A 12,441-nucleotide genomic window follows, 5' to 3' on the forward strand; every position below is an offset into this window, starting at 1 on the left:
GTTGCGGGTCCCGCAATGGCCTGGTTCAGACGGTTTGTCCGGCGTCCGGAACAGCGTCATCACTGGACGAAATGGAGTACGCCAGCGCTTGTCTTTTTGCGCTTTCGTCCAGATCCGCGTTCGGCCACCGCTCTTCGGCGCGCTGACCCATATTGGTTTCACCGATATAAGGAACTTGGAACGCGTGACGGCGTTACCCGAAATATTGTGCTTTAAGGAGCCATCTTGATCGACACTGCATCCGTTCCTGCGCCGACCGCAAAGTCCAAGGAACCCACATTGACCCCCGACGCGTTGCACGCGTTGATTCTCCAATCGCTCGACGATGATCAGGCGCAGGAGGTGGTTACCATCCCGCTTGAGGGCAAAAGCAACATTGCCGACCATATGGTCGTCGCATCTGGCCGTTCGTCGCGCCAAGTCGCATCAATGGCGCAGAAATTGGCCGAGCGCATCAAAAAGGCTGGCCGTCATGCCCGCATTGAAGGTCTGCCGTCGGCGGATTGGGTGTTGATTGATGCCGAAGATGTCATTGTGCATCTGTTCCGCCCCGAAGTCCGCAGCTTCTACAATTTGGAACGCATGTGGGCCTTTGGCGACGCGCCCGAAGTCGCGTCGCAATAAGACCGATTGCCCGCGCCGATGGCGATGCGCCTGCACATCATCGCACGCGGCAAGATTGGCCGTTCCCCGGAATCGGCACTGGTCGACCGTTATCTGAAACGGATTAGCTGGCCGACCAAGCATAGCGAACTGCCTGACACGCCCGATAAGGGGCGCGGCGGTGAGCTTCCGGCGTCGGACAGCCCTTATAAAACCATCATGTTGGATGAAAAGGGCGCGCAGCTCAGCTCGGTTGAACTGGCGCGCTTGTTGGAACGCTGGCGTGACGACGGCGTGCGCGAAGTGCGCTTTCTCATCGGCGCAGCCGACGGCTTTGATGATACGGCGCGCGCAGGCGCCGACAAGCTGATCGCCTTTGGCAAGGCAACTTGGCCACATTTAATGGCCCGCGCGATGCTGGCCGAACAATTGTTCCGCGCGACATCGATTATCGCCAACCATCCTTATCATCGTGAAGGATGACGGCCCTGCGCTTTGCAAAGCTGCTTTCACACTGGGTTAAGGCGAGATATAGCAGCAACAATATGATGAAATGGACATTATCTATGAAGAACCGTTTGCTGCCCGCCACCCTTGCTATTGTCGCGGCAATAGCTGTGCCCGGCACGGTGCTCGTTGCGCAAAATATGCAGCAACAGCAATATGACGCGCAGCAGATTGAGGATCTTGACGAATTCCTCGCTGTCTATCGCAAAGTCAAATCCAGCTATGTTGACAAGGTCGATGACAAAAAATTGATGGAAGGCGCGATTCAGGGGATGCTGTCCAGCCTTGATCCGCACAGCGGTTTTCTGGATCGCTCCGATTTCAATTCACTGCGGACGCAAATTGAGGGCGAATATGGCGGTCTTGGGCTTTCGGTAACGCTTGAGGATGAAGCGGTGAAGGTCATCGCGCCGACGAAGGACACGCCCGCCGACAAAGCAGGTATCAAGTCTGGCGACTTTATCACGCATCTCGACGGCAAGCTGATTGTCGGCGGCACCTTGGACGAAGCGGTGGAAGCCATGCGCGGCGCTCCGGGTACAATGATTAAGCTCACCATCTTCCGGCCTGGCCGCGATGGGCCCTTTGACGTGACGTTGACGCGGGCGATTATCGACCTGAAACCCGTGCAATGGGAAGTGAAAGACCGCATCGGCATTATCTCCGTCACCGGCTTTTCCGAAAAGACCGGTGCCGACGTTGTTGCCGCAGTGGCGGGTATCAAGAAGAGTGTGGGCGGCAATCCGTTGGGTTATATCATTGACTTACGCTCCAACCCGGGCGGCATATTGGATGAGGCGGTTGTCGTATCCGACGCGTTTTTGACGAAGGGCGAGATTGTGTCCGAACGGGGCCGTGATCCCCGCAATGTGGACCGCTGGTGGGCCGAACGCGCCGTGCCCGGTGACGTGACCGGCGGCGCGCCGATCATTGTGTTGGTCGATGCGGGTTCGGCTTCGGCTTCCGAAATTGTTGCAGGCGCCTTGCAAGACCATCACCGCGCCCTCGTCATGGGGGAACGCAGCTTTGGCAAGGGATCGGTGCAGAATGTCCTGCCCCTGACGCGCGACACGGGATTGCGCCTAACCGTCGCGCGTTACCATTTGCCATCGGGCCGTTCGGTGCAGGAAGGCGGTATCAAGCCTGATATTCGCGTGCCCCAGTTGACGGACCCTGATTATAAAAGCCGCGTGTCGATCCGCGAATCTGACCTGCGCCGTCATTTGGTCAATGAATTGAAAGACAATGATAAGGATCTGGAACAAGACATCACCGACGATCCGCGCTTCGCCATGACAACCGAGCAGTTGAAGGCAAAGGGGATTGAGGATTTCCAACTCTATTACGCCATGGAAACACTGCAACGGCTTGGACCCCGGACGATGAAGCTTGCAGCAAAGCCGGTGAAGGGCAAAGCTAAGAATTGAGGGTGACGGTGTAGGTGGTTTTTGGTCATCCCGCCTTCGCGGGGATAACGAGTTTGGTTCAGGATGACGAATTTGCCTCCCACACCCCGTCATCCTGAACTTGTTTCAGCATCCATCGCGCAGCAAACTCTGGGTATCCATCGTGCAGGATGACGGTTTGGGGGAGAGTGGCACCATGGGGTCACTTACAACTTGCTTCAACATGACACTTCTCTAGATATAACCATATATGACACCAAAATTCGATAAGGCCCATTGGTTGGCATTTTTGCTTCCCGCTGCGTTGCTCGGGGGCGCTTATGGGTCGCAATATATTGGTGGGCTTTTCCCGTGCGAAATGTGTTGGTGGCAGCGTTATCCGCATTTTGCCGCCGTGGCGATTGCGCTGGTCGCCTTTGGCGTCAGCAACGCTGGCTATCGCAACGCCTTGGTCGCTTTGGCGGCATTGGCGATTGCCAGCAGCGGCCTGATTGGCGGGTTTCATGCGGGTGTGGAATATGGCTATTGGGAAGGGCTGACCGCTTGCACCGCGACAATTTCGGGCAGCGGGGAGGATTTGCTCCGGTCGATTATGAACGCCCCCTTAGTGCGTTGTGACGTTGCGCCGTGGAGCTTATTTGGCATTTCGCTTGCGGGGTATAATTTTCTCTTGTCGTTCGGCGGTGCAATGCTCATCTTGGCAATGATATGGCGCCGCAAGAAACTCTGAAAACCTCCGCGCAGCGGACACGGGCAATGGAACGCATGATCCGCGTGAACCAAGCGGGCGAGTTTGGCGCGAAACGGATTTACGCCGGGCAGCTTGCGGTGATGGGTGATCGCACGCCTGCGGCGCGCAGCATCGCGCATATGGCCGAACAAGAAGAGCGCCACCTCAACGCCTTTGACAAAATGATGGCCGAACGCGGCGTCCGCCCCACGGCGTTGCACCCGATCTGGAATGTCGCGGGCTTTGCGCTTGGCGCTGTATCTGCGGCAATTGGGCCGGAGGCCGCCATGGCCTGCACTGTTGCCGTCGAAACCGAAATCGACCGCCATTATGGCGAACAACTTGCCGAAATTGGCGACAGTGACCCCGAACTATCGGCGATGATTTTGGATTTCCAAGCCGACGAATTGGAACATAAGGCCACGGCCTTGGCGCAAGGCGCGGAACGTGCGCCTGCCTATCCGTTGATGAGCGCGTTGGTCCGCATAAGTTGCCGCACCGCCATTGCTGTGTCGAAACATATATAGGCTTCATACAGCATTCAGCCTGCAATGTTCAAAAGCAGGCAAACAGTGATTTGGAGATGATCTCGTGAAAGCAATGACCAGAATTTCGCTCGCGAGCATCGCCTTGATGCTATCGGTTCAGGCATCGGCGCAGGATATGCCAGCTGCGAAGTCTGGTGATGAAAAAATCAATCAGCTTATTATTTATGGCGACGACAAATGCCCCGAAAGCGTTGGGGATGAAATTGTCGTCTGCGCCCGTATGGGGGAGGCGGACCGCTATCGCATTCCGACCAGCTTGCGCGCCGACCCCAATGACCGGCGCAACGAAGCCATGTCAGAGCGGATTAAATCTTACGAATATGTCGCGGCAAGCGGGACGATGAGCTGCTCACCATCTGGCGCGGGCGGTTTTACTGGCTGCGGCTTGGCGGAGATTAACAAGGCTTATGCCGAAAAGGCACAAGACCCCGGCATCACTTTTGGTCGCTTGATCGCCGCTGAGCGCGCTAAGCGTATGGCAGGGATCGATGCCGAAGCCGCCGAAGTGGAAGCGCGCGTCGTGGACTTTGAAAAAGGCCGCGCCGAACGGGAAGCCAAGTTGCAGGCCGAGCTGGACGCCAAAGAAGCGGCCAGCGTCGATGCCGAGCCGCTGCCTCAACCAAAAGGCTAAATCAGCTCTTTGCCTTTTCCGCCGCGACCCAGTCCTTGATTTGCTGCTCAAGCACGTCGAGCGGCACGGACCCTTGCCCAAGCACGGCGTCATGGAACGCGGCCAGATCAAATTTCGGCCCGAGTTCCTTGGTCGCCATATCGCGCAATGCGCGGATTTTCAGTTCGCCCAATTTGTAAGCGAGCGCTTGACCCGGCCAACTGATATAGCGGTTCACCTCCGCCTCGATATTCGCGGCGGACAAAGCGCTGTTGTCGGTCATGAAGGCGATGGCCTGCTGTTTGCTCCAACCTTTGGCATGAATGCCGGTGTCGACCACCAAGCGGCATGCACGCCACATTTCATAGGACAGCCGCCCCATATCTTTGGCAGGGGTGTCATATAGCCCCATTTCGATACCAAGCCGTTCGGAATATAGCCCCCAGCCTTCGGTAAAAGCGGTGAACGACGCGCCATATTTGCGGAAATTGGACAAGGGCAGCTCCTGCTGCAACGCGATCTGATGATGATGCCCTGGCACCCCTTCATGCACCGACAGCGCCGGAATTTCCCAGAATGGGCGCTGGCTCAGTTTCGAGGTGTTGACAAAATAGGTGCCGGATATCCCAATTTCGGGCGACCCTGGATTATAATAAGCTGTGGTCGTACCTTCTGCAGTTTCCGCCGGAATTTCTCTTATACCATATGGCAGGCGGGGCAGACGTCCGAACAGGCTTGGCATTTTGCCATCGATGATCTTTGTCACCCGCGCGACCTTCTCCATCAGCTCCTCCGGCGTTTTGGCATAATATTGCGGGTCGGTACGCAGATGTTCAATGAACGCTTCGCGGCTGGGATAGCCTGCCTTTTGCGCGACCTCGACCATTTCGGCGCGAATGCGGGATACTTCGCTGAGGCCAATCTGGTGGATTTGCTCTGCGGTCAGGTTGGTCGTGGTTTCTTCGCGGATGCGAAAGGCGTAATAAGCCGCGCCATTCGGCTGCGCGGACACGCCGGGGGCCTTGGCACAAGCGGGCTTGTAGCTTGCGGTGTACCATGCCAACTGCTTGGCCAGCGCCGGATGAATGATGTTTCTGATCGTTGCCTCGGCATTAGCCGCCAGCGCCGCAAAGTCGCTTTCCGAAATGCCGGCGGGACGCTTTGCCGCATAAGGGCCGTAAAAACGCGACTGGCGAATGTCGGATGTGATAAGTCCGCTGACCGTCCCTTCAAATCCCGTCAGTGTTTCGCAAGGCTGCGTAAATTTGCCCTTAATGGCGACATTGGCGACCGCGATATTCTCGTCATTGACGCGGCTATATTGCGCGAGACGCGCATTATAGCTTTCAAAATCCGTCTTGGTCTTGAACGGCAAGTTGCGCGACATTCTGGCGAGTTGTTGGTGCCAGCTTGAATAAGTGGTGAAGTTGATAGCGCGCTGACCGAACTGATTGCCTTCGATGGTGGACATTAATGACCGCCTTAATATGCCCGCCTCCACCTTTGATGCTGCACGCAATGCATTTGCGGGAATGGCATCCAAACGGGCGAGGAACTGTGCGGCATCGGCGGCTCTGCGGTCCTGCGCCGCCAGCGTATACTCGCCCAGCTCTTGGGCATAAGCATTCACGCCCAGCGCGCTGGCGTAGACAGGCGCCTCTTTCAATGTCGTCGCCCAGACGTCCTCCACCAAAATGGTGAGATCATCATTAGCATCGGCAAAAGCTGGCGCCGAAAGCGCAAATAAGGATCCGGCGATTAACAGGCTACGCATAAATAAAGCTTCTCCATCACAACTTGAAGTGACGAATAAAGCAGGGAAAGCGGCCATTGGCTAGCGGCGATTCCCAATATATATGCGGCTTGGTGGCCTGTGTGCAGGCTGAACAACGATGCCCAGCCTGCCGCAGTTCTTTTTACTCGGCGGCTTCCAACGCCTCATGGTCGGACAGTGGCTGGCTCAGCCGCGTGAGCATTTCCTTTGGACAAATCTGCCAAAACTCGCCGCGCCTGCGGTCCCAATCTTCAATGATTGATTTCGACCAAGCGCTGTCAGTTGTCCGCGCATGTTCGGTGATCAGGGCCTTCAGCGCATCTTCCCAATAGCCACTGTCAAGGCGCTGCCATATGATGCTGTCTGGATTTGCCATTTGGGTGAAGTCGCGTTCGGTATCGAGCACGAACGCCATGCCGCCCGTCATGCCCGCACCAAAATTGCTACCGACCTTGCCTAAGATAACCGCCATGCCGCCGGTCATATATTCAAGGCCATTGGACCCGCAGCCTTCAACCACGACATGTGCGCCGGAATTACGGACCGCAAAACGTTCCCCAGCTTGTCCTGCCGCGAACAAATGGCCGGATGTTGCGCCATAAAGCACGGTGTTGCCGATGATGCTATTTTGCTGGCTAGTCAACGGGCTGCTGACTGTTGGACGTACGATGATCGTCCCGCCCGACAGTCCCTTGCCGACATAGTCATTGGCATCGCCAAAGACTTCCAAGGTGATGCCTTGGCACAAAAATGCGCCAAGTGACTGTCCAGCGGAGCCCCGCAAACGGACATGGACATGCCCTTCGGCTAGGCCCTTCATGCCATATAGCCGCGTGATTTCAGAGCTCAGCCTTGTGCCCACCGCACGGTGCGTGTTGCGGACATTGTAGGTGAGCTGCATCTTCTCACGCCGTTCAAACACGGGCCGCGCGTCATGGATCATTTGCGCATCAAGGCTATCGGGCACTTCATTGCGGAAGGTCGGGATGCTGAAACGACGCGCGCTGTCAGGCGCATCGACCTTGGCCAAAATCGGGTTGAGGTCGAGATCATCAAGATGCTCGGCCCCGCGGCTGACCTGCCGAAGTAGCTCTGTGCGGCCAATGACATCATTAAGGCTGCGATAGCCAAGCTTCGCCAATATCTCGCGCACTTCTTCGGCAATGAAGGTCATCAGGTTAATGACCTTTTCCGGTGTGCCGGTAAATTTCTTGCGCAAGGCTTCGTCCTGAACGCACACGCCCACGGGGCAGGTGTTCGAATGGCATTGCCGCACCATGATACAGCCCATGGCGACAAGGCTGAGCGTGCCAATGCCAAATTCTTCGGCGCCCAATATAGCAGCGATCACAATGTCGCGTCCGGTTTTCAGACCGCCATCGGTACGCAGTTTTACACGATGACGAAGGCCGTTGAGCGTGAGCACTTGGTTCGCCTCTGACAGGCCCATTTCCCATGGCGTGCCGGCATATTTGATGCTGGTTTGCGGACTTGCGCCCGTGCCGCCGACATTGCCGGAGATCAGGATGACATCGGCATGCGCCTTGGCCACGCCTGCTGCAATGGTGCCGATGCCCGCCGCACTGACAAGCTTCACACAGACCCGCGCGCGCGGGTTGATTTGCTTGAGGTCGTAAATCAACTGCGCCAGATCTTCGATTGAGTAAATGTCGTGATGCGGCGGCGGTGAAATCAACGTCACGCCTGGCGTCGAATGCCGCAGACGCGCGATCATTTCAGTCACCTTGAAACCGGGCAATTGCCCACCTTCGCCGGGCTTTGCGCCCTGTGCGACCTTGATTTCAATTTCCTCGCATGCGCCCAGATATTCGGCGGTCACGCCAAAGCGGCCACTGGCGACCTGCTTGATGACGCTATTGGCATTGTCGCCATTTTCATAGGGCTTGAAACGCTTGCTGTCCTCGCCGCCTTCCCCCGACACGGCCTTTGCGCCGATGCGGTTCATGGCAATCGCCAATGTTTCATGTGCCTCTGGCGACAGCGCGCCAAGCGACATTCCGGGCGTGACAAAACGCTTTCGGATTTCGGTGATGGCCTCAACCTCGTCAATCGCGACCGGCTCTTTGGCGAAATTGAATTCGAGCAAATCGCGCAAGTAAATGGGCGGCAATTCCTTCACGCCTTGCGCAAATTGGGTGTAGGTTGAATAGCTATCATTCGCGACTGAGCTTTGCAGCAAATGCATCAGGCCAGCGGAATACGCATGTTCTTCGCCGCCGTCGCGTTGCTTGTAAAATCCGCCGACGGGCAGGCGGGCCACGGCAGCATCGAACGCGTCATCATGACGGTCGCGGGCGTTGACATATAATGAGTGATATCCTTCGCCCGAAATTTTGTTCGGCATGCCGGGGAAGAAGTCGTTGACCAATGCGCGTGACAGGCCAACCGCCTCAAAATTATAACCGCCACGGTAGCTGGAGATAACGGCAATGCCCATTTTGGACATGATCTTCAGCAGACCTTCGTTAATCGCGGTGCGGTAATTTTCGACCGCTTGCGTCAAGCTATAGCCATCAAGTAAGCCGCGTCCATGCCGGTCGGCAATCACCGCTTCGGCAAGATAGGCGTTAACTGTGGTCGCGCCGACGCCGATGAGCACGGCAAAATAATGCGTGTCCAAGCATTCGGCGGAACGGACATTGATCGACGAATAACTGCGCAGGCCATTGCGCACCAAATGCGTGTGCACAGCGGCGGCGGCGAGGATCATCGCGATACCGACGCGATCCGCGCTGATATTTTCATCGGTCAGGAACAGTTCGGATTTGCCCATGCGTACTGCGGCTACCGCTTCTTCGCGAATACGCGTTATCGCGGCCCGCAGGCCCTCTTGCCCGGTCGAGATATCATAAGTGCAATCAATGTCGGCACCCAATGGCCCGAACGCGGCCTTCAGCCGGCGCCAATCGCGCGCCGTTAGGACTGGGCTGTCCAGCACCAAGACATCCGCATTCTGGCTCTTTTCCTCCAGGATATTGGCAAGGTTGGAAAAGCGCGTTTTCAGGCTCATCACATGCCGTTCGCGCAAGCTGTCGATGGGCGGGTTGGTGACTTGGCTGAAATTCTGGCGGAAGAATTGGCTGATCAGGCGCGGCTTATCGCTGATCACGGCCAATGGCGTGTCGTCGCCCATCGACCCAATGGCTTCCTTGCCATCTTCGATCATCGGCGCGAGGATCATTTCGACATCTTCCAATGTCATGCCAGCGGCGATCTGACGCTTCGTCAATTCCGCGCGCGACCAAGCGGGCGCGCTGTCGTCGCCAGCCTCGGGCAAGTCGGCGATGCGGCGGAAGCCGCCCACCAATGCGCCATAATCCTGCTCGGCAGAAATGCGGTCTTTTAACTCGCCGTCGCGGTATAATCTGCCTTCGTCCAGATTGACGGCGATCATCTGACCTGGGCCAAGGCGGCCTTTTTCCAATATCGTCGTTTCGGGCAAGACGACCATTCCGGTTTCGGAACCGATCACTAGCAAATTGTCCGATGTGCGGCTGTAGCGCAACGGGCGCAGTGCGTTGCGGTCTACGCCTGCAACGGCCCATTGGCCATCGGTCATTGCCAAGGCGGCAGGGCCGTCCCATGGCTCCATGACGCTGGACATATATTCATACATGGCGCGGTGGTTGGCGGGCAAATTGGGGTTTGACTGCCATGCTTCAGGAATCAGCATCAGCTTGGCCGTTGGCGCTTCCTTGCCCGAACGGACCAAGGTTTCGAACACCGCGTCCAATGCGGCAGTGTCCGATGATCCGGCGGGAATGACGGGCTTGATATCATCCGAATGCGCGCCAAAGGCGATGCTGGCCATTTTGATTTCGTGGCTTTTCATCCAATTCTGGTTGCCGCGAATGGTGTTAATCTCACCATTATGCGCAAGGCCACGGAACGGCTGCGCCAACCACCATTGCGGGAAAGTGTTGGTCGAATAACGCTGATGGAAAATTGCTACGCGGCTTTCAAAGCGGTTGTCTTGAAGGTCGGGGTAAAATACCGACAGCGACTCTGCGAGGAACAGGCCCTTATAGACAATCGACCGGCAGGACAGCGAACAGATATAAAAATCGCGGATTTGTGCGGCGATAATCTTCTTTTCGATCCGGCGGCGGACGAGGTAAAGGTTTTTCTCAAACTCGGTCGCATCAACCGCATCTGGCATTGGGCCAGCAATCATGATCTGCTCGATCTCGGGCCGCGTCGCTTGCGCCTTGTCGCCAATGACGGACACATCCACGGGCACCTGACGCCAGCCATAAATGGTGTAGCCAGCGTCGATAATCTCCGCTTCAACGATCGTGCGGCAATTCTCTTGCGCGCTGAGGTCAGTGCGCGGCAGGAACACCATGCCAACCGCCAACCGGTTGGGCATTGGCCGGTGGCCGCTATCCGCAATCGCATCGTCAAAGAAACGGACGGGCAAGTCGATATGCAAGCCTGCGCCATCGCCGGTCTTGCCATCTGCATCGACTGCGCCGCGATGCCACACGGCCTTCAACGCCTCAATCCCCGCCGCCACAACGCGGCGCGATGGTTTGCCATCCGTCGCCGCGATGAGGCCAACACCACAGGCATCGCCCTCGGACTCAGGATGATACATGCCTTCACGGGCAAGGCGTTCATGTTCGGTTGTGGGGTAGAATATGGTCATGCTGCAACCTTTTCGCGGCTTGCTTTTGTTTTCAGATATGTGTGCATATGTTGCGTGACATCGCGGCCATCGCGGATTGCCCAGACAACAAGGCTTGCCCCGCGTACGATGTCGCCAATAGCGAAGACACCGTCAAGGTTCGTCATCTGCGTCGTATGATCGACACGCACAGTGCCCCAGCGGGTGACGTTGAGGTCCGGCGCGTTGAACAATAGCGGCAAGTCTTCGGCTTCAAAACCCAATGCCGTAATCACCATATCGGCGTTCAATGTGAAGTCACCTTCGGGGTCATTCTCCGGTGTGCGGCGGCCCGACGCATCAGGCGCGGCAAGTCGCATCTTGGCCACATGCACGCGCTCGACTTTATCATTGCCATCAAAGCCCTTGGGACCCGATAGCCAGACAAATTCGACGCCTTCTTCTTCGGCATTGGTAACTTCGCGCTGTGACCCCGGCATGTTCTCACGGTCGCGGCGGTAAAGGCACTTCACTGATTTTGCGCCTTGGCGAATCGCGGTGCGCACACAATCCATCGCGGTATCGCCGCCACCAATGACGACGACGTCTTTGCCCTGCGCATTCATCGCGCCGCTTTCAAACGCAGGCACCGCATCGCCAAAGCCCTTGCGGTTGGAGGTGGTGAGGAAATCCAGCGCCGGGACAATGCCCTCTAGCCCGATACCCGGCGTTGCAATCGCGCGCGCTTTATACACGCCCGTCGCAATCAACACCGCGTCATGCTTCGCCCGCAAATCGTCAAGCGACGCATCACGACCAACTTCGAAATTGGCATGGAAATGAATGCCCGCATCCTCCAACCGTTTGACACGGCGCATGACAATGTCTTTCTCCAGCTTAAAACCGGGGATGCCATAGGTCATCAACCCGCCCATACGGTCATAACGGTCGTAAACATGGACGTCATAACCCGCGACGCGCAGATATTCCGCCGTGGTCAATCCGCCCGGTCCACCGCCGATGATGCCCACTGACTGCCCGCGTGATGGGCCAACTTCGACGGGCTCAACCCAGCCCTGCTCCCACGCGGTATCGGTGATATACTTTTCAACCGAGCCAATAGTGACGGCGTCATGGCCCGAAAACTCAATGACGCAATTGCCCTCGCACAAGCGATCCTGCGGGCAAATGCGGCCGCAGATTTCGGGCATAGTGCTGGTCAGGCTGGACATCTCATAGGCCTCACGCAAACGCCCTTCGGCGGTCAGGCGCAACCAATCAGGGATATGATTGTGCAATGGGCAATGGACCGAACAATAAGGCACACCGCATTGCGAGCAGCGTGACGCCTGATCCGCTGCTGCGGCGGGCGCATAACGATCCGCGATTTCGGCAAAATCTTCGGCACGCAATTCGGCTTCCCGCTTATGCGGATAAGCCTGCGGCTTCGAAATGAATTTCAGCATTGGATCTTTTGCCACAGCACGCTCCTTGAGAAGCGCTGCGCGTAACGCGGCAAACATCTGTTGTCACGCAGAAATCCAATAATAGGGCAGCTTTATTGACTAAGTTAACCGATTTTGAGACGATAATTTACGCGCGCGCAATAATATTTCACATTAAAAGGTCCGCGCCG

General features: G+C 56.8%; 9 protein-coding genes and 1 pseudogene. 7 read left to right on the top strand and 3 right to left on the bottom strand.

Annotated elements, in window-relative coordinates; genetic code table 11:
* From Q0O07_RS05575 to Q0O07_RS05605, 7 genes and pseudogenes are all read left to right on the top strand, one after another.
* Positions 1-216: pseudogene (locus Q0O07_RS05575) on the top strand (nicotinic acid mononucleotide adenylyltransferase); the annotation flags it as partial.
* 63 nt (positions 217-279) lie between these two features.
* Complete coding sequence (rsfS, locus tag Q0O07_RS05580) at positions 280-624, top strand: ribosome silencing factor (protein ID WP_295491618.1); 345 nt, start codon at positions 280-282, stop codon at positions 622-624.
* A 24-nt stretch (positions 625-648) separates the two neighbouring features.
* On the top strand, positions 649-1,086 hold the full coding sequence (locus Q0O07_RS05585) for a 23S rRNA (pseudouridine(1915)-N(3))-methyltransferase RlmH (RefSeq protein WP_295491620.1): 438 nt from the start codon (positions 649-651) through the stop codon (positions 1,084-1,086).
* Between the two features lie 83 nt (positions 1,087-1,169).
* Entirely contained in the window at positions 1,170-2,537 is a 1,368-nt protein-coding gene (locus Q0O07_RS05590) for a S41 family peptidase (RefSeq protein WP_295491374.1), read from the top strand.
* Positions 2,538-2,766: 229 nt separating this feature from the next.
* Positions 2,767-3,246 carry a disulfide bond formation protein B gene (locus Q0O07_RS05595; protein WP_295491376.1) on the top strand — a complete coding sequence of 160 codons (480 nt, stop codon included), beginning with the start codon at positions 2,767-2,769 and terminating at the stop codon, positions 3,244-3,246.
* Positions 3,225-3,773: a demethoxyubiquinone hydroxylase family protein gene (locus Q0O07_RS05600; RefSeq protein ID WP_295491379.1), complete on the top strand. Its 549-nt coding sequence runs from the start codon at positions 3,225-3,227 to the stop codon at positions 3,771-3,773. Before Q0O07_RS05595 ends, Q0O07_RS05600 begins: the two co-directional genes overlap by 22 nt.
* A 73-nt stretch (positions 3,774-3,846) precedes the next feature.
* Positions 3,847-4,425 carry a hypothetical protein gene (locus Q0O07_RS05605; RefSeq protein WP_295491381.1) on the top strand — a complete coding sequence of 193 codons (579 nt, stop codon included), beginning with the start codon at positions 3,847-3,849 and terminating at the stop codon, positions 4,423-4,425.
* Between the two features lies 1 nt (position 4,426).
* On the opposite strand, the gene Q0O07_RS05610 is transcribed toward Q0O07_RS05605, so the two are convergent.
* The 3 genes from Q0O07_RS05610 to Q0O07_RS05620 all read right to left on the bottom strand — a co-directional run bounded on the left by Q0O07_RS05610 (position 4,427) and on the right by Q0O07_RS05620 (position 12,286).
* Positions 4,427-6,178 (bottom strand): DUF885 family protein, encoded by a 1,752-nt coding sequence (locus tag Q0O07_RS05610; protein WP_295491383.1) that lies wholly within the window; start codon positions 6,176-6,178, stop codon positions 4,427-4,429.
* 142 nt (positions 6,179-6,320) lie between these two features.
* Positions 6,321-10,847: a glutamate synthase large subunit gene (gene gltB / locus Q0O07_RS05615; protein ID WP_295491385.1), complete on the bottom strand. Its 4,527-nt coding sequence runs from the start codon at positions 10,845-10,847 to the stop codon at positions 6,321-6,323.
* Positions 10,844-12,286 (bottom strand): NAD(P)-dependent oxidoreductase, encoded by a 1,443-nt coding sequence (locus tag Q0O07_RS05620; RefSeq protein ID WP_295491387.1) that lies wholly within the window; start codon positions 12,284-12,286, stop codon positions 10,844-10,846. Before Q0O07_RS05620 ends, gltB begins: the two co-directional genes overlap by 4 nt.
* Positions 12,287-12,441: the final 155 nt, after the last annotated feature.

The organism is Sphingorhabdus sp. EL138 (genome assembly GCF_945890115.1).
GTDB lineage: Bacteria > Pseudomonadota > Alphaproteobacteria > Sphingomonadales > Sphingomonadaceae > Sphingorhabdus_B.